The organism is Rhodococcus sp. NFXS4 (assembly GCF_058139645.1).
The window spans coordinates 3,576,076-3,594,097 of the sequence record NZ_CP192221.1 but is presented as its reverse complement, the minus strand read 5'-3'; the positions used below and the strand labels follow the sequence as shown (position 1 = coordinate 3,594,097).

Below are 18,022 nucleotides of genomic sequence, written 5' to 3'. Positions count from 1 at the left end.
CGTCGTACACCTCGGTGTGCGACGGTTTCTTCATGAGTGCACGTCTGATCGTGTCCGTGTCCGGTATCCGCGACGAGACCCGCGACGCCGCCGCCGAGTTCGCCGCGGAGATGGATCGCCGCGACATCGAGTTGTCGCTTCTCGTGGCCCCGCGGTTGAAGGACAAGTACCGCCTCACGCGCGACACCGAGACGCAGGACTGGCTGCGCATGCGCCGCGATCACGGAGACGCACTGGTCTTGCACGGATACGACCAGGCGGCCACCAAGCGGCGTCGCGCCGAGTTCGCGACCCTCCCCGCTCACGAGGCGCAGCTGCGGTTGCGCGCCGCGGACCGGGTCATGGAGGAGATCGGCATGCGCACCCGCGTGTTCGCACCGCCCCGCTGGGTCGCCTCACCGGGTGCGGTGTCCGCCCTTCCCACGGTCGGGTTCCGCGTCTTCGCCGGGCTCGCCGGCATCCAGGACCTCGAGCGGGGAACCACGGTGCGCGGTCGGGTCCACGGTATCGGTGAGGGCTTCGGCACCGGATCCGGTGGCTACGTCTGGGAGCCCGGGTCCACGGAACCGTGGTGGTGCCGCGCGCTCGTCATGGGTGCCGGCCGTACGGCTCGCCGCGGCGGCGTGGTGCGACTGTCGGTGAGCGCCAAGCAGCTCGGCCGTCCGGGCCCCCGTGCCGCCATGCTCGACGCGGTGGACCTGGCGCGCTTCCACGGTGCGACGTCGGCCCGCTACGAGTGGGTTCCGCGCTCACGCACCGCTGTCGCCTGACCCGGCCGCGACCTGCGCGTCGTACAGGTCGTAGGGATCCGCGATCGGCATCCCGAGGGCCTCGGACAGGGACTCCGCCGACCAGCTCGTTCCCTCGGCATCGGTGTCCACGGCGCCGTCCGAGGTGAGGTTCGACCGGAAGATGCCCGCGGCGGACGCGGGCAGGAAGTCCTCGTAGACAACGGGTTCGAGCCCGTCCGGCGTGCGAAGGTAGTAGGCCAGTCCGCGCTCCGCCATCTCCTGATCGGTGCCGGGGAAGTGCTGCGCCCACTCCCGGGCAGCGGCCTCGTCGGAGAGGCCGTCCACCCGCGCCATAGCGGTGTCGTACACCTCCCGGCCGCGGCGGGTGAGGGCGACGCCCCGTGCCTCCACCTCACCGAAGCGCACGCGGAGCCGATCGGAGAACGTGGCACCGGACGCGTCGCGAAAGAGTCGAGGTTCGGCGAGAGCTCGGAACGACGTCTGGCGCAACAGCACCGGCGGTCCGGCCCACCGAGGGGGTCCCTGGATCCTGTCGATCATCTCGATACCGCGCTCGGCCATGCGGCGGTACAGGTCGTCGATGTCGAGCACCCGCGGCGTCAGGTGGTTGATGTGCGTCGACGACACCCCGCCGATGTCCGCGGCCACCGACGACACGGCTTCGAGCTCGTCGTACCAGGCGCGATCGACGGGCTCCGTGCCGAGTTCGAAAACGGCGACGGCGCCGTCGACGAGCGTGGTGGCCTCCGGTTCCGGTAACCCGCCGTCCTCGGCGGCACGGACCGCGAGGCGCACCAGGTCGGGCGGGACGAGCGTGCGCGCCTCGAGTGCGGTCGAGAGTCGCTGCTCCAGATCGGCGGTGAAGAATCTGCGGTCGTCGACGACGAGCATGGAGCAGAACACCCGGAACGGGTTGCGGGCCAGCTCGATCGAGTCCACGGGCCGGAACGCCGTGGACACCACCGGTATCGGGGTGGCGGCGTCACGCAGATCGTAGAAGCCGACGGGGTGCATGCCGAACCCCCCGAACAGTCGTGCCACGTCGCGCAACTCGGCAACGGTCCCCACCCGGACGGCTCCGTGCCGTTCCGCCGTGACGCGGTGGAGGGTGCCGAGGCGCTCGGCCTCGGCACCCTCGCGAGCCACCACGTCCGCGTTCACCGCGGTCGCCACCTCCACCAGCGTCGTGTACGCCGGGACCTCACGGCCGTACATCGCCGAGAGGGCGACTGCGAAACGAGCGCGGAGATCGGACGCCGGGATCATGCGACGACGCTATCGCTGTCCGACCCGTTCCGGCACCCGGACGGCCACCAGGATGTCGTCGGAGACGTGGGGGGTTCCGGGTGCTGCCTCCACCAGTCGTGGACGTGTCTCGTCGACCGTGACGGTCCACTCGGCGGGGTCGAGGGACTCGGCGACGGAGCGGGGGCTGTGGAAGTCCGACGGATGGAATCCGGCCCATCGATGGCCCGGCGACGGGGTGTGGCCGACCATGAGCAGCGTCCCGCCGGGAGCGACGGTGTCGACGAGGCGCGCGAGCCCGTCCGCCGGCCCGGACCGCAGGATGCCGAAGTAGTGCAGCGTCAGCAGATCCGTGGAGTGCGGCGGCAGCGGGTCGGTCAGCAGGTCCCTGGCCAGCCACGTCACACCGTCGTGCAGTCCGCGTGCCCGCTCGACGGCCACCTCGGAGATGTCGACGCCGGTGACGGTCCAGCCGCGTTCCGCCAGCCACACGGCGTCGGCGCCCTCACCCGATCCGACGTCGACGGCGCGCCCGGGGGAGAGGTGCTCCGCGTACTGGACCAGTGTCGGGTTGGGATTGCCGCTCCACCGCTTGTCCGACTCCCGGTACAACTCGTCCCAGAAGTGCCCGTCCAGTGTCGGCCGGGGGCGCCCTGCCTGGACCGCCTGGTCGAACTCCTCGGCGACGAGGTTCGCGTTGACGTGAGCGCCGGCGAGGGCTCCCTGCGCGGTGGAGGCGATGACCGTGGCCGACGGGTCGGTGACGTTGCCCGCCGCCCACACTCCCGCCACGGTGGTGGCTCCGAAGGAATCGACCTCGACGACGTCGCCGAGTCCGGTCGCGTGCGGCACTGTGGTGAGGCCGAGCGATCCGAGAAGTTCACTGCGAGCGGTGAAGCGCAGTCCCACGGCGAGAGCGTCGACCGCGACCTCGGTCCCGTCGGCCAGCCCGACAGCACGGAGGCGATCCTCCCCGGTGAGCACCGAGGTGACCTTCTGCTCGACGATCTCGATGCCGCGCGCGGTGAATTTCTCGCGATCATCGTCCGCCAGAGGTCCGCCGTCGGTGAAGAAGGTCAGGTTCTCAGTCCACTGCCGCCACATCGAGGCGTGATGGATGCTGAACGGCCCGGTGCTCAGGACGCCGATGCGGTGATCCTGGATCTCCCACCCGTCGCAGTAGGGGCACTGCACGACGTCCCGACCCCAGCGTTCCGCCAGACCGTCGACGGGCGGGAGCAGATCGGTGAGTCCGGTCGTCACCACGATGCGCCGCGCCGAGAAGGCGCGTCCGTCGTCCGTGGTCGCGGAGAAGTGCCCGACGTGACCGCCGAGTGCGGTGACCGTGGCGTCGACGATCGTGACGTCGTATCGCTCGAGGTCGGCTCGGCCGTTCTTCAGGTAGTCGAGCGGCGAGGTGTGGTCCCGACCCAGCACGCCGTGCATGTGCGAGGCAGGTGCGTTGCGAGGAGTTCCGTTGTCCAGAACCAGGACTCGCCTACGGGCACGGCCGAGCATGAGTGCGGCGGACAGTCCGGCGGACCCGCCGCCGAGGACGATGACGTCGGCGTCGACGTGGTGGTGTGAGGTCATGCGGACACTGTGCGCCCGAGTCTGCGGATTTGACAAACATATTTGCCGAAACTGCAATATGGGGTATGGACGACTTCGACGGTGTGATCAGTGCGATCGGTCCGCGCCTGCGCGCTCTCCGCGTCGCGGCGGACGTGACCCTGGCCGCGGTGTCCGAACGCACGGGCATCCCGGTGAGCACGCTCTCCCGGCTCGAATCGGGGCAACGCAAGCCCAGCCTCGAGCTGTTGCTGCCGTTGGCCAAGGTGTACGACGTTCCCCTGGACGACATCGTCGACGCCCCCGAGACCGGAGATCCGCGGGTGCAGTTCACGCCGGTCACGACGAACGGCGTCACCGTCGTCCCGCTGACGCGCCGGGCGGGCGGGTTGCAGGCGTTCAAGCAGATCGTCCCCGGAGATCGCTACGAGGAGAACCCGCGGTTGGGGTCTCACGAGGGTTATCACTGGATCTACGTGCTGAACGGGAAGCTACGACTCATTCTGGGCGACAAGGACCTGGTGCTGGGTCCGGGTGAGGTGGCCGAATTCGACACTCACCTTCCGCACTGGTTCGGCAGCGCCGACCGCCGGCCCGTCGAGTACCTGGGAATCTTCGGACCGCAGGGCGAACGGATGCATGTGAAGGCGACGTATTCGGGGCGCTGAGGACCTTCTTGGTCAGGGGATGTGCAGGAGGCGCCCGACGACCTCGCCCATCAGTTGCGGGGGCACGATGCCCGGCTGGGCGAGTTCCTCGACGGCCAGACCGTTGCTGAGCGCCAGGATGACGAACGTGACCCACTCCGCGGGAACGTGCAACGTCGCTCCGGAGCTCTCGGTGACGCTGACGACGGCGTCGGTGACCGCCGCCCGGAGCTGCGCCCTGTGCTCGGCGAAGCGGGCACCCACCTCGGGGTCGCGCAGGGCCCTCGACCAGTAGTCCATGAACAGCAGATGCCAGTCGCGATTGTTCGAGATCGCCTCCGTGAGACGGGTACTCAGCACCCGCTGGGCTTCCCGCAGGTCGGAGGGGAGCTCGGCGAGCAGGTCGACCGACATCCGCGCCCGACCGAGCACCTGCCGGTCCATCAGCTCGTAGAACAGCCCCTCCTTGGAACCGAAATTCGAGTAGACCGCGCCCTTGGTGAACCCGGCCTGCTCGGCGATGGCATCGAGGGTGGCGTCGGCGTACCCGCGTCGACCGAACTCTGTCATCGCGGACGCGATGATCCGCTCGCGAACCTCGCTGCGAGGGGGGCGCGTGGTCGGCTCGGTGATGTTCACTCGGGAAGAGTACCGCTCGATACCGACGGTATCGAAAACTCGGATCGCCGTATACGGTGAGGTCATGGGGATACGAGAGTGCGATGTCGTCGTGGTCGGTGCGGGTCTCGCAGGACTGGTCGCGACAGCGGAACTGGTCGAGGCGGGCAAGCGCGTGATCCTGCTCGATCAGGAGAACGAGGCGAACCTCGGCGGCCAGGCGTTCTGGTCGTTCGGCGGGCTGTTCCTCGTGGACAGCCCGGAGCAGCGTCGTCTCGGCGTCAAGGACTCCTACGAACTCGCCCTGCAGGACTGGATGGGATCAGCCGGCTTCGACCGTCCCGAGGACGAGTGGCCTCGCCAGTGGGCCGAGGCCTACGTCGCGTTCGCGGCGGGGGAGAAGCGCTCCTGGTTGCGCGAGCGCGGCTGGAAGATCTTCCCGGTCGTCGGGTGGGCCGAACGCGGCGGCTACGGCCCCACCGGCCACGGCAACTCCGTGCCGCGGTTCCATCTCACCTGGGGTACCGGGCCGGGACTGGTGGAGATCTTCGAACGCATCGTGCGAGACGGTATCGACCGCGGCAGCGTGATCCCCGCCTTCCGGCACCGGGTCGACGAGGTGGTGGTGACCGACGGTGTCGCGACCGGTGTACGCGGCGCCGTCCTGGAGCCGACCGGCGTCGCCCGCGGCGTGACGTCGTCCCGCACCGTGGTGGGGGACTTCGAGATCCGGGCCGGCGCGGTGCTGGTGACCTCCGGCGGCATCGGCGGCAACTGGGATCTGGTGCAGAAGAACTGGCCGAAGCGCATAGGCCGCACCCCTTCTCACATGCTCTCGGGCGTACCGGCGCACGTCGACGGTCGGATGCTGGAGATCTCGCGTGCCGCGGGCGGGAACATCATCAACGAGGACCGCATGTGGCACTACACGGAGGGCATCACCAACTGGGACTCCGTGTGGCCGAACCACGGCATCCGCATCCTGCCGGGTCCGTCGTCGCTGTGGCTCGACGCGTCGGGTCAGCAGCTACCGGCGCCGCTGTTCCCCGGCTTCGACACGCTCGGCACTCTCGAACACATCGTGTCGACGGGACACGACTACACGTGGTTCCTCCTCGATCAGAAGATCATCGAGAAGGAGTTCGGACTCTCCGGTCAGGAGCAGAATCCGGATCTCACCGGCCGCGATCTGCGCAAGCTTCTCGAGCGAGTCCGTCCCGGCGCACCCGGCCCCGTCGAGGCCTTCAAACAGAAGGGCGTCGACTTCGTCGTCGCCGACACGGTGGCCGAACTGGTCGCCGGTATGAACAAGATCGGTGACGTCACGCTCGACGCCGCCGACGTGGAGAAGTTGGTCGTCGCGCGAGATCGTGAGATGGACAACGACTTCAGCAAGGACCTCTCGGTCTCGGCGATCCACGCGGCGCGCAACTACCGAGGCGATCGCCTGGCGCGCATCGCCACACCGCACAAGCTGCTCGACGAGACCGGGCGTGCCGCAGCGGGTCCGCTGATCGCCGTCAAGCTGCACCTTCTGACGCGAAAGTCGCTGGGCGGGTTGCAGACCGACCTGAACTCCCGGGTGCTCCGAGCTGACGGCACGCCGTTCCCGGGGCTCTACGCGGCCGGCGAGGTCGCCGGCTTCGGTGGCGGCGGTGTGCACGGGTACCGCTCGCTCGAAGGCACATTCCTCGGGGGGTGCATCTTCTCCGGACGTGCCGCGGGACGCGCCCTGCGGCGCTAGGTGTACTGCAGCCGGGGAGTCATCCCAGCGCCCACTGCACGTTCACCGAGACGCTGACGGTCTGCTGCCCCGGCTCGATCGGCACCGCGGACGAGGCCGAGCTTCTGTCGAAGCTGGGCGCCGACTCCTGGCCGGTGATGTTCTCGGTGATCGACAGGACCTTGCCGAGATCGCTTCCCGCCAGGGACGCGTACTGCTCGGCTCGGTCGCGAGCGTCCGCGAATGCCCGTGACCGAGCGTCGGCGATGAGGTCGGAATCGTCGTCGATGCGGAAGGACACGCCGGACACTCGTGTGGCGTTCCCACCTGCGCGGGTGGCGTCGCCCAGCACCGCCGACGCTCGCGACAGGTCGCGCACGGTCACACCGAGGATGTTCGACGCCCGGTAGCCGGAGATCGTGGAGGTTCCGCCCCCGAACCCGTCGGCATACTGCGGGTCGATGGACACCTGGCGGGTCTGGATGTCCGCGCGGTCCACTGCGGCAGCGGCGATCGCCTCGGTCACCGCAGTCACCGCGGTGTTCGCCTCGTCGATCGCCGTCGTCACGTCGTCCGCCGTCGTCTCGACACCGATCTGAGCGGTGAGAGTGTCCGGGGTGCCCTGGATCTCGCCGACCCCGGACACGGAGATCCCCGGCGGTGTGTCGGTGGCCGACGCACCGGACTCCCCGGTCCCGCATGCCGCGGTCGCCGCCACGACGGCCAGCAGGGCGGCAGATCCGATGACCTTCGAGGTACTCCTGGTCCACGTCATCGGGTCAGTGTCCACGACGGTCCGGGAATGTCTAGAGCGACGTGCCCGTCTCCTCCTCCAGGGCGCGGAACTCCGTCCCCTCGCCCGCGAGGCCCGACAGCATGCCGTAGTAGATGCCGCGCGCGTCCGGCGCGACGATGGCCTGGTGGATGGGAACGGCCAGTCGCGGAGAGACGGCGCGGAGGAAGTCGATGCCCTCGCCGATCTTCATCCACGGGGCCGCTGCCGGAAGTGCCAGCACGTCGATCTCCACGTCGGGAACGAACAGTGAGTCGCCGGGATGCATCAGCTGCCCGGGCTGATCCGGCGTGCCGAGGAGATACGCGATGTTGTCGATCAGCGGGATGTCCGGGTGGATCGTCGCGTGCGTGCCGCCCGCACCCGTCACCTGCACGCCCCCGATGGAGAAGACGTCTCCCGCGTTCACGGCGGTCCACCGATCTCCGAGCTGGTCGGCCGTCTGCGGGTCCGCGTACAGCGCCGCGTCGGGGTTGGCCTCGAGGAGCGCCGGCAACCGATCGGTGTCGACGTGGTCAGCATGCTGGTGCGTGATCAGGATGGCGTCGAGACCGGTGATGCCCTCGAACCCGTGAGAGAAGGCGCCGGGGTCGAACAGTACCGTCGATCCCGCCATCGACACCTGAATGCACGAATGTCCGAAGTGAGTCAGCTCCATGGTTCCCCAGTATGCGCCGGATTCGTGGAGTGGTTCGGGACTGGGTAAAGTGCCTGCTGGATCTGCCCTCTTAGCTCAGGAGCTCTCACGTGGCCCGTGTGGTTGTCGACGTCATGCCCAAAGCAGAAATTCTCGACCCCCAGGGACAGGCCATCGTCGGGGCGCTGCCGCGACTCGGTTTCGCCGGTGTCTCCGACGTCCGTCAGGGCAAGCGGTTCGAGCTCGAGGTCGGCGACGACGTCGACGATGCGACTCTCGACCAGATCGCCGAGACCTTCCTGGCCAACACCGTCATCGAGGAATGGAAAGTGACCCGGCTGTGAGCGCGAGAATCGGAGTCATCACCTTTCCCGGCACGCTCGACGACATCGATGCGTCGCGTGCTGTCACGCTCGCCGGCGCGGAAGCCGTCGCCCTGTGGCACGGCGATGCCGACCTGAAGGGTGTCGACGCGATCGTCGTTCCCGGTGGGTTCTCCTACGGCGACTACCTGCGCGCCGGCGCCATCGCACGATTCGCGCCCGTGATGGGCGAAGTCATCGATGCTGCCAAGGGTGGAATGCCGGTACTGGGCATCTGCAACGGCTTCCAGGTGCTGTGCGAGGCGGGACTTCTTCCCGGTGCGCTCACTCGGAATGCCAACCTGCACTTCACCTGTCGGGACCAGTGGCTGAAGGTCGAGAGCACCTCGTCCGCATGGTCGTCCCGCTACGAGGCCGGTGCCGAGATCCTCGTGCCGCTCAAGTCCGGCGAAGGTCGCTTCCAGGCGTCCGAGGCCGTGCTCGACGAGCTCGAGGGCGAAGGCCGAGTCGTGTTCCGCTACTCGGGTGACAACCCGAACGGTTCGCAGCGGTCCATCGCGGGCATCTCGTCCGCCGACGGGCGCATCGTGGGACTCATGCCGCACCCCGAGCATGCCACCGAGGCCCTCACGGGCCCCAGCGACGACGGCCTCGGCATCTTCTACTCTGCGCTGGACGCGATCGTCACGGCCTGACGGTCACCGCCCAGGAGTGCGGCCGCAGGTCGTTCTCCACTCCGTCGGCTGCTGCCACGATGTCTCCGGCCGGTCGAGGCACGGGTGCGTCGCCGATGTTCGCCGACAGCACCAGCGTCGTCGTGCCGTCCGTCGCGGTGAGGGTGACCGCGGTGTTCTCCAGTCCGGACACCTCGGCGTGCGCTCGGTGCAGCCACGGGAACCGTCGCCGCATCGCGATCAGGGCCTGGTGGCGCCGGTAGTGCGGCCATCCGTACGGCGCCAGATCGTCGGGTGTCGCCGGGAACTCGGGTCGGATGGCGTCGTCGCCACCCACCCGCTCCTCCTTGATCCCGCGGAATCCCTGCTCGTCGCCGTAGTACACCGTCGGCGTTCCCGCCACGAAGAACAGCAGTGCGGCGGCGATGTCGGCATCGTCGTCGTCGAGGGTGGACGCGATCCGGGTGACGTCGTGGTTGCCGACGAACGTCGCCGGAACGAACGTGGGCAGCAACTCGTCGTGGCGCCCCAGCGCGTGGGCGAACTCGAAGAAGTTCGCGTCCTTCAGGGCGCTCCACGTCGCCTTCCACAGCTCGTACTGCGTGATCGAGTCGAGTCCGGACTCCCGCACGTACGACGCGTAGTCCCCGTGGATCATCTCGCCGACGATCCAGGCGTCGGGATGTGCCTCTCGCACACGGGGGAGCACCGCCGCCCAGAAGGCCGGTGAGACCGCGTACGCCGCGTCGAGCCGCCATCCGTCGACACCGCGGTCGAGCCAGTGCGTCATGACCTGTGCGACGTGCTCCTGCACCGCCGGCTCGTCGTGGTTCAACTCGACCAGCAGATCGTGGCCCTCGAACGTGCGCGGCCGACCGTCCTTCCAGCGGAACCACCGCCCCGCGTCCGAGTCGGGCCCGTCCTGCTCCGCACGAACGAACTGCGGGTGGCTCCTGCCCACGTGGTTGAAGACGCCGTCGAGCAGAACTCGGATGCCCTTGGCGCGTGCCGCACCGATGAGCGCGTCCATGTCGCTGTCGGTTCCCAGACGGGAATCGATGCGGAGATGGTCGACGGTGTCGTAGCCGTGGGTCTCCGACGCGAACACCGGGCCGAGTGCGAGGCCGTTGCACCCGAGCTCGAGGAGGTAGTCGAACCAGCCCTCGATCCGGTCGAGTCGGTGTTCGGTGCGGTCCACTGCCTCGGCCTCGGCGCCGACGAACCCGAGGGGGTACACCTGCCACCAGATGACGTGATCGACCCAGTCCTGCATCGCATTTCCCCCTTTTTCCCGGTCTCGGCGAGGGTTCGCCGAGCGACGGTCTGCTTGTCGGATCGCACAATTCGATTCCGGTTGTGTAGTGACTGTCACTATGAGTAACTGACGTCGGCGGACGACCGTTCGTCACCACCGTGCCAAGGGAGTCACCATGTCCTCCGACCTCACCGATCTGCTCGAACTCTTCCAGAACCTGTCCGGGATCGTCGACGCGCTCGGATCGATTCTCGACGGACTGTCCTTCTTCAGCTGACCCGATCATCCCTGTGGGGCGAACTCGGCCGAGTCCGCCCCACAGGTGTGCCCGGCGTGGAATGGCAGGAGTCGGCGTCGGATCGGGTCGGAGTCCACGCGTGGTGACAACGCTGGTGACAATGGCTCACCCGTGGCACGGCGTTGCAGGTGGTGCACAGATCGACCCGTGAGTCGATTCTCGTCACCGAATCGCGACAATTTTCGGGTTGCGAGCCATTCTTTTGTGTGGATTACTTAGCAAGCGGGCAACAAGCCCACCAACCTCACAAAGGGAGCTCCTCATGACCGACCTCGCCAGCTTCGTCGACCTTCTCGGTGCACTGTCCGACATCTTCGGTGGCGCCGGAAGCTTCCTCGACGGCCTGAGCTTCTTCAGCTGAACCCTTCTCGACTCGTGATGCCGGGTCCACCCTTGTGGTGGGCCCGGCATCGCTGTCTCCGCACCCCGTCTCTCTACGATCGGTGACCATGGCGTCCCTCACCTCCGCGACCGCGGCCGGCCTCTGTTCCTTCGTCGACGCGTCACCGTCGCCGTTCCACGTCGTCGAGACGGTGGCATCGGAACTGGCGGCGCACGGGTTCACCGCCGTGGCCGAGACGGACGCGTGGCCCTCCGAGCCCGGCCGGTACCTCGTCGTCCGCGGTGGTTCGATCATCGCTTGGTCCACCGAACGCGCGCCCGACGCGGCGTTCCGCATCGTGGGCGGGCACACCGACAGTCCGAACCTCCGCGTCAAGCAGAACCCCGATCTCGACGTCGCCGGGTGGCAGATGGTCGCCCTGGAGCCGTACGGCGGCGCGTGGCTCAACTCCTGGCTCGACCGCGATCTCGGCATCTCCGGCCGTCTCGGTGTGCGTGACGGCGGCTCGGTGCGAGACGTCCTCGTGCGCGTCGACCGTCCCATCCTGCGGGTGCCCCAGCTGGCGATCCACCTGTCGGAGGATCGCAAGGGAGTGCACCTCGATCCGCAGAACGACGTGAACGCGATCTGGGGCGTCGGGCGATCACCCCACTCGTTCATCGGGTTCCTCGCCGACGAGGTCGGGGTGGATCCCGGCGACGTGCTCGGGTGGGAACTGATGACCCACGACCTCAATCCTGCTGCAGTGGTGGGACTCTCGGACGACCTCGTCAGTTCGCCGCGACTGGACAACCAGGGCACCTGCTACGCCGGAACCGAGGCGCTGGTCGTCGCGGCCGCGCAAGCCGACGACTGCATCCCCGTCCTCGCACTCTTCGATCACGAGGAAGTGGGCAGCATGTCGGACCGTGGCGCGTTCTCGGATCTGATGAACACCGTCCTCGAGCGCATCGTGCTCTCGCGTGGCGGCGGCCGCGAGGAATTCCTGCGCGCGATGGCCGGGTCGATCCACGCCTCGGGCGACATGGCGCACGCGACCCACCCCAACTACGTCTCGCGGCACGAGCCCGCGCACCGCATCGAGGTCAACGGTGGCCCGGTGCTCAAGGTCAACCAGAATCTGCGCTACGCCACCGACGCCGCCGGTGCCGCGGCCTTCGCCTTGGCGTGCGAGCGAGCCGACGTCCCACTGCAGCGGTACGTCCACCGGGCCGATCTGCCGTGCGGCTCCACCATCGGCCCCATCACCGCCTCCCGCACCGGTCTGTCCACCGTCGACGTGGGTGCCGCGCAGCTCGCCATGCACTCCGCGCGCGAGGTGATGGGCGCACATGACGTCGACATGTACGCCGACGCCTTGGCTGCGTTCCTGGGGGCGTAGCGCTGGGTCGGGCTGCGCTGAGTGCCGGTTGCTTCCTGCTGTTGGGCCGCCTGGCGATCCGATGCCGCCGGGCGGTGCGCGCCGTGGTCAGCGCACGCTACGGGATGCTTGCTGCGCCGGGCGGTGCGCACGGGCCGCGCGGTGGGTACGGGAACCCTGTCGACGCGGCCGACGAATCCTGCTGCCGTACAGGGCCCGGCGGGGGAGACTGGCGGGATGGAGATCGCGCAGTGGTGGCCGGCCGTGACGGCGGAGACTCGGGACTGGCTGGTCGAGCACAACGGTGAGCCGCTCCCGTCCGCCGTGAGGGACGACGTGCTGCGCGTGAACGGCGGTCTCACCGACCCGTCGTGGTGGGCCGGTGAGTCCGTCGACGGGTCGTCCGAGCTGACGGACGCGGCGACGGACTGGATCGAGTCCGCGGCGAACGACGGGTGATGAGTTCCGGCGTCCGGCATGGTCTGTCCCGCAGTGATCGGCGATCGGCGCCGGTTCTTCACGAGGGCGGTACACGATGCGTGCGGTGACGGCAGGGCTCTTCCACTCGGTGGACGGTGTGGTCGAGGCCCCCGACCAGTGGCAGTTCGACAGTTTCGACGACGAACTCGGCCAGTCCATGGGCGGGTTCATGAGCAGGACCACCACCGCCGTCATGGGTCGGGTCGCCTACGAGTCGTGGTCGGATCACTTCGGCAACGCGGGGGCGGACGACCCCTTCGCCGGCTTCATCAATCCGGTGGAGAAGTTCGTCGCCTCACGCACGCTCACCGGAGATCTCGCGTGGCAGAACTCGACGCTCATCGACGGCGATCCGGTGGAGTTCGTGCGTCGACTCAAGCAGACCGACGGTGGCGACATCGCGCTGGTGGGCGGAGTCTCTCTGGTCCGCCAGCTCTTCCTGGCCGGTGTGCTCGACACCCTGACCCTGATGACGCACCCCGTCGTCGTGGGCAAGGGCCAGCACCTGTTCGAGCCGGGGGATCCGCTCACTCGTCTCGTCCTGACCGACTCCCTCGTCACGAGCAAGGGCAACGTGGTCGTCGACTACGCCGTCAAGGGGGACTAGCGGGCAGGCCGGAGGCCGGTCGGGGCTGACGAGCGGGCAGGCCGGAGGCCGTCCTGAGCCGACGAACGGGCAGGCCGGAGGCCGGTCGGACGGTGTCGGGTCCTGCACATAGAATGACCTCGACATTCTGCCGAGGGAAGGACCCCATCCACCGTGTCTGTCGAGTCCACTCCTCAGGTCGACGCCCTCCCCACCCCTCCGGTCGACACCGTCTCCGCTGCGGCCGGGTCGCCCGACGTCGCTCAGCCGTGGGCGGAGTTGGGTCTGAAGGAGGACGAGTACGCCCGCATCCGGGAGATCCTCGGCCGCCGTCCGACGGACGCCGAGTTGGCGATGTACTCGGTGATGTGGAGCGAGCACTGCTCGTACAAGTCGTCGAAGGTGCACCTCAAGTACTTCGGCGAGACGACGACGGACGAGATGCGGTCGGGAATGCTCGCCGGAATCGGTGAGAACGCGGGCGTGGTCGACGTCGGCGACGGGTGGGCTGTCACCTTCAAGGTGGAGAGCCACAACCATCCGTCGTACATCGAGCCGTACCAGGGTGCGGCCACCGGCGTCGGCGGCATCGTGCGCGACATCATGGCCATGGGTGCTCGTCCGATCGCGGTGATGGACCAGTTGCGTTTCGGTGCGGCTGATGCTCCGGACACGCGCCGGGTGCTCGAGGGCATCGTGCGCGGCGTCGGCGGTTACGGAAACTCACTCGGGCTCCCGAACGTGGGCGGCGAGACGGTGTTCGACGCGTCCTACGCCGGCAACCCGTTGCTCAACGCGCTGTGCGCCGGAGTGATGCGTACCGAGGATCTGCACCTGGCGTTCGCGTCGGGCTCGGGCAACAAGATCATCCTGTTCGGTGCGCGCACGGGCCTCGACGGGATCGGCGGCGTGTCGGTGCTGGCGTCCGAGACGTTCGACGAGAAGCAGGGCCGACGCAAGCTCCCCGCGGTGCAGGTGGGCGACCCGTTCACCGAGAAGGTGCTCATCGAGTGCTGCCTCGAGCTCTACCAGCAGAAGCTCGTGGTCGGTATCCAGGACCTCGGCGGTGCCGGATTGTCCTGTGCCACCTCCGAGCTCGCTTCGGCGGGTGACGGCGGTATGCACATCGCCCTGGATCGGGTTCCGCTGCGTGCGACCGGAATGACGCCGGCGGAGGTGCTGTCCAGCGAGTCGCAGGAACGCATGTGCGCCGTGGTGGCACCGGAGAACGTCGACGCCTTCATGGCGGTGTGCGCCAAGTGGGACGTGCTGGCGACCGATATCGGCGAGGTCACGGACGGTGAGCATCTCGAGATCACCTGGCACGGCGACGTCGTCGTCGACGTGCCGCCCAAGACGGTGGCCCACGACGGTCCCGTCTACGAGCGTCCCGTGCAGCGGCCCGCGAGCCAGGATGCCCTGGTGGCGAACACCACCGAGGGTCTGCCCCGTCCGGCCACAGGTGTGGAACTGCGCGAGACCCTGCTGCAGATGATCTCCTCCCCCCAGCTCTGCAGTCGGCGGCTCATCACCGAGCAGTACGACCGGTACGTCCGCGGCAACACCGTGCTCGCCGAGCACGCCGATGCCGGTGTGGTGCGCATCGACGAGAAGACCGGCCGCGGAATCGCTCTCGCGACCGATGCGTCCGGCCGGTACACCGCGCTGGATCCGTACCGTGGTGCGCAGCTGGCGCTGGCCGAGGCGTTCCGCAACGTCGCGACGACGGGCGCCACGCCGAAAGCCGTCACCAACTGCCTGAACTTCGGGTCGCCCGAGGATCCGGGTGTCATGTGGCAGTTCCAGCAGGCGGTACGCGGCCTGGCGGACGGCTGTGTGCAACTGGGCATTCCGGTCACCGGCGGAAACGTCAGTTTCTACAACCAGACCGGGTCGACGCCGATCCTGCCGACCCCGGTGGTGGGTGTGCTGGGTGTCCTCGACGACGTCCACCGCCGCATCCCCACGGGCATCGGCCTGGAGCCGGGCGAGACCCTGATCCTGTTGGGTGACACGCACGACGAACTGGACGGCTCGATCTGGGCCCAGGTCGTCCACGACCATCTCGGTGGTGTTCCGCCGCAGGTGGATCTGGCTCGCGAGCAGTTGCTGGCCGACATCCTCACGGCGTCGAGCCGCGACGGTCTGGTCACCGCAGCGCACGACCTCTCCGAGGGCGGGCTCGCGCAGACCGTCGTCGAGGTCGCGCTCGCCGGCGAGACCGGGTGCCGCATTCTGCCGCCCGAAGGAACAGATCCTTTCGTCACCTTGTTCTCGGAATCGTCCGGGCGGGTACTCGTTGCTGTCCCTCGGACCGAGGAGACCAGGTTCACGGGGATGTGCAGCGCGAGGGGGATGCCATGGACGCGTATCGGGGTGGCCGACGAAGGGTCGGACGAGGTGGAGTTCCAGGGACTGTTCAGTGTCCCGTTGACCGAACTCCGCGAGGCGTACGAGGGGACGCTTCCGGCGCTCTTCGGCTGACCGACCTTCCCGGCACCGGCACCGTCCGATGACCGACACCGATACTCGGTCGTCGGACGAACTGCAGCGCCCCCACAGTTTCGAGGAACTGCCGGCGTACGTCCTGAGCTCGGCGACCCGCACGGTGCGCAAGCACCCCGCGTGGATCTGGGCGTGGGGTCTGCTGCGGCTCGACGTCACCGGCATCGCGTTCGGCGCCCTGTTCTTCTGCTGGTCGCTGACGCCGTCACTGCTGCCACGCGGCTGGCTGTTCCAGGGCATCGTCAGCGGCATCACCGCGGCCATCGGGTACGGGGTGGGCGTCGCTGTCGGCTGGATTCTCCTGCGCACGGTGCTTCGTCAGCAGCCGTGGTGGCCGCTGCCGATCCGCGTGGAGCGCGCACTCCTGGTCGCTGTCCCGGTGATCGCGACCGTCGCCGGAGCGGTCATGCTCTACGCCTCTGCGGACTGGCAGCGTCAGCTCGCCGCGCTCATGGGCGCCGAGGGGCTCACGTCCACGGGGTTCATCCGCACCGGCATCATCAGTTTCGCGGTGTGCGCCGCGCTCATCGGACTGTGGCGGGTCATCCGGGACATCCGCCGCTTCGTCGTGCGCTCGATCCTGCGTCTGATCCGACTCCCGCAGTGGGTTGCCAACCTCGTGGGGTTCCTCCTCGTCGTGACGGTGCTCGTCACACTGGTGCAGGGTGTGCTGTTGCGCGGCACCATGACCGTCGCCAACTCGGTCTTCAGCACTCAGAACAGCAACACGCGTGAGGGTGCCGAACAGCCGACGGTGCCCGAGCGTTCCGGTGGTACCGGTTCGCTCGTGGACTGGGACACACTGGGATTCGAGGGCCGGAACTTCGTCTCGGGTGGGTTGTCGGCCGACGAGATGACCCGAGCGACCGGCCGCACGGGCATGGAGGCGATCCGCGCGTACGTGGGACTCGAGAGCGCGGAGACGGACGAGGAGCGCATGAATCTCCTGGTACGCGAACTCGATCGAACCGATGCGTTCTCCCGCAAGGCCATCGTCGTCATCCCGACCACGGGAACCGGGTGGGTCAATCCCACCGCAGCTCGGGCCGTGGAACTGATGTACGACGGGGACGTCGCGCTCGTGGCGTCCCAGTACTCGTACCTTCCGAGTTGGATCTCCTTCCTCGCCGATCGCGAGAAGGCGGCGGCCGCGGGGAAGTTGCTCATCGACACCGTGCACCAGCGATGGGAGCAGGAGCCCGAGGCGACCAGGCCCAAGTTCTACGTCTACGGAGAGAGTCTCGGAACCCAGGCCGGCGAAGGCGCGTTCGCGGACATCGCCGACATCCGGGACACCGTCGACGGAGTGCTGTGGGTGGGCCCGCCGAACTCCAATCGCATCTGGGACACCTACGTCAGCCGACGCGATCCGGGAACCACCGAGGTGGAACCCGTCTACGCCGGCGGACTGCTGATGCGGTTCGCCGACAGCACCCGTGACGTCGAGGCACTGAGCGGGGACTGGCCCTACCCGCGCGTGCTGTACATCCAGCACCCGTCCGACCCCATCGTGTGGTGGACGCCGGATCTGATCTTCCAGCGTCCGGATTGGCTCGCCGAGCCGCCCGGGTATGACCGACTGCCCAGCATGCGGTGGTTCCCGTTCGTCACCTTCTGGCAGGTGAGTGCCGACCTCACGAACGCGGCCGGCGTGCCGGACGGGCACGGCCACAACTACGGGACGACGGTGCTCGACGGCTTCGCCGCTGTGGCCGCCCCCGACGGGTGGACGCAGGCCGACACCGAACGCATCCGCGTCGTCATGAACGAGTACGCCGACGCCGACGGTCCCGAGAAGTGACCGGACTGGCCCGATGGGTGCTGTTCGACATCCCCATCGGGACAGTGCTACCCGAGGAATTCCTGTTCCGCGGCGTCGTCGACACCGTGGCCACCGCCGTGGTGGGTCCGCGTGCCGCACTCGTGGTCGGCTCCACGGCATTCGGGGTCTGGCACTGGTACGACTCGGGTAGGTCGGTGCCCGTGGTCCTGTTCACCGGGGCGGCCGGCGCACTGTTCGTCGAGTCGAAGCGGCGAACCGGAACCATTCTCACGCCCATGGCACTGCACTGGGCCGCCAACTCGGTCGGTGCGATCGCATCGACGTGGTGGCGCTCTACTCGAGGTGACAGACCACCTCGAGGTTGAGGCCGTGCCTCAGTATCCACAACTCTCACGAATCGACGGGATCCCGTCGATCAGAGCGTCCTG

At 68.3% G+C, this 18,022-nt stretch carries 17 protein-coding genes; 11 read left to right on the top strand and 6 right to left on the bottom strand.

Annotated features, from left to right (window positions below; translation table 11 throughout):
• Positions 1–32 precede the first annotated feature (32 nt).
• Positions 33–770 (top strand): DUF2334 domain-containing protein, encoded by a 738-nt coding sequence (locus tag J4E04_RS16895; protein WP_027504308.1) that lies wholly within the window; start codon positions 33–35, stop codon positions 768–770.
• On the opposite strand, the gene hglS is transcribed toward J4E04_RS16895, so the two are convergent.
• Positions 750–2,018 carry a 2-oxoadipate dioxygenase/decarboxylase gene (gene hglS / locus J4E04_RS16890; protein WP_490149072.1) on the bottom strand — a complete coding sequence of 423 codons (1,269 nt, stop codon included), beginning with the start codon at positions 2,016–2,018 and terminating at the stop codon, positions 750–752. The genes J4E04_RS16895 and hglS overlap by 21 nt on opposite strands.
• 9 nt (positions 2,019–2,027) lie before the next feature.
• Positions 2,028–3,590, bottom strand: a complete 1,563-nt coding sequence (locus J4E04_RS16885) for an FAD-dependent oxidoreductase (protein ID WP_490149071.1) — start codon at positions 3,588–3,590, stop codon at positions 2,028–2,030.
• 65 nt (positions 3,591–3,655) lie between these two features.
• Between J4E04_RS16885 and J4E04_RS16880 the strand changes: the two genes are divergently transcribed.
• Complete coding sequence (locus J4E04_RS16880) at positions 3,656–4,237, top strand: helix-turn-helix domain-containing protein (RefSeq protein ID WP_222627893.1); 582 nt, start codon at positions 3,656–3,658, stop codon at positions 4,235–4,237.
• Between the two features lie 12 nt (positions 4,238–4,249).
• On the opposite strand, the gene J4E04_RS16875 is transcribed toward J4E04_RS16880, so the two are convergent.
• A complete protein-coding gene (locus J4E04_RS16875) occupies positions 4,250–4,855 on the bottom strand; it encodes a TetR/AcrR family transcriptional regulator (RefSeq protein WP_222641095.1) in 606 nt (201 codons plus the stop codon).
• Between J4E04_RS16875 and J4E04_RS16870 the strand changes: the two genes are divergently transcribed.
• Positions 4,848–6,578, top strand: a complete 1,731-nt coding sequence (locus J4E04_RS16870; RefSeq protein WP_490149070.1) for an FAD-binding dehydrogenase — start codon at positions 4,848–4,850, stop codon at positions 6,576–6,578. The two genes, J4E04_RS16875 and J4E04_RS16870, sit on opposite strands and share 8 nt — an antisense overlap.
• A 19-nt stretch (positions 6,579–6,597) precedes the next feature.
• Here the strand turns inward: J4E04_RS16870 and J4E04_RS16865 are convergent, their stop codons facing one another.
• Entirely contained in the window at positions 6,598–7,332 is a 735-nt protein-coding gene (locus J4E04_RS16865; protein WP_490149069.1) for an SIMPL domain-containing protein, read from the bottom strand.
• Between the two features lie 31 nt (positions 7,333–7,363).
• Positions 7,364–8,008: an MBL fold metallo-hydrolase gene (locus tag J4E04_RS16860; RefSeq protein WP_490149068.1), complete on the bottom strand. Its 645-nt coding sequence runs from the start codon at positions 8,006–8,008 to the stop codon at positions 7,364–7,366.
• 89 nt (positions 8,009–8,097) lie between these two features.
• Between J4E04_RS16860 and purS the strand changes: the two genes are divergently transcribed.
• Together purS and purQ are read left to right on the top strand one after the other, a co-directional pair.
• On the top strand, positions 8,098–8,331 hold the full coding sequence (gene purS, locus J4E04_RS16855; RefSeq protein WP_027504302.1) for a phosphoribosylformylglycinamidine synthase subunit PurS: 234 nt from the start codon (positions 8,098–8,100) through the stop codon (positions 8,329–8,331).
• Complete coding sequence (purQ, locus tag J4E04_RS16850) at positions 8,328–9,005, top strand: phosphoribosylformylglycinamidine synthase subunit PurQ (RefSeq protein ID WP_490149067.1); 678 nt, start codon at positions 8,328–8,330, stop codon at positions 9,003–9,005. The genes purS and purQ overlap by 4 nt, the downstream gene beginning before the upstream one ends.
• Here purQ and J4E04_RS16845 read toward each other — a convergent pair.
• Positions 8,995–10,257, bottom strand: a complete 1,263-nt coding sequence (locus tag J4E04_RS16845; protein ID WP_222646592.1) for an alpha-amylase family protein — start codon at positions 10,255–10,257, stop codon at positions 8,995–8,997. The genes purQ and J4E04_RS16845 overlap by 11 nt on opposite strands.
• Positions 10,258–10,986: 729 nt before the next feature.
• Between J4E04_RS16845 and J4E04_RS16840 the strand changes: the two genes are divergently transcribed.
• From J4E04_RS16840 to J4E04_RS16815, 6 genes are all read left to right on the top strand, one after another.
• Positions 10,987–12,261 (top strand): M18 family aminopeptidase, encoded by a 1,275-nt coding sequence (locus J4E04_RS16840; RefSeq protein ID WP_328813326.1) that lies wholly within the window; start codon positions 10,987–10,989, stop codon positions 12,259–12,261.
• Positions 12,262–12,477: 216 nt separating this feature from the next.
• Positions 12,478–12,699, top strand: a complete 222-nt coding sequence (locus J4E04_RS16835; RefSeq protein WP_490149066.1) for a hypothetical protein — start codon at positions 12,478–12,480, stop codon at positions 12,697–12,699.
• A gap of 85 nt (positions 12,700–12,784) precedes the next feature.
• Positions 12,785–13,327 (top strand): dihydrofolate reductase family protein, encoded by a 543-nt coding sequence (locus J4E04_RS16830; RefSeq protein ID WP_490149065.1) that lies wholly within the window; start codon positions 12,785–12,787, stop codon positions 13,325–13,327.
• Positions 13,328–13,480: 153 nt separating this feature from the next.
• On the top strand, positions 13,481–15,790 hold the full coding sequence (gene purL / locus J4E04_RS16825) for a phosphoribosylformylglycinamidine synthase subunit PurL (protein ID WP_222627879.1): 2,310 nt from the start codon (positions 13,481–13,483) through the stop codon (positions 15,788–15,790).
• Positions 15,791–15,818: 28 nt separating this feature from the next.
• Positions 15,819–17,612 (top strand): alpha/beta hydrolase, encoded by a 1,794-nt coding sequence (locus J4E04_RS16820; RefSeq protein WP_222641131.1) that lies wholly within the window; start codon positions 15,819–15,821, stop codon positions 17,610–17,612.
• Entirely contained in the window at positions 17,609–17,959 is a 351-nt protein-coding gene (locus tag J4E04_RS16815; RefSeq protein WP_051612986.1) for a CPBP family intramembrane glutamic endopeptidase, read from the top strand. Before J4E04_RS16820 ends, J4E04_RS16815 begins: the two co-directional genes overlap by 4 nt.
• Positions 17,960–18,022 lie beyond the last annotated feature (63 nt).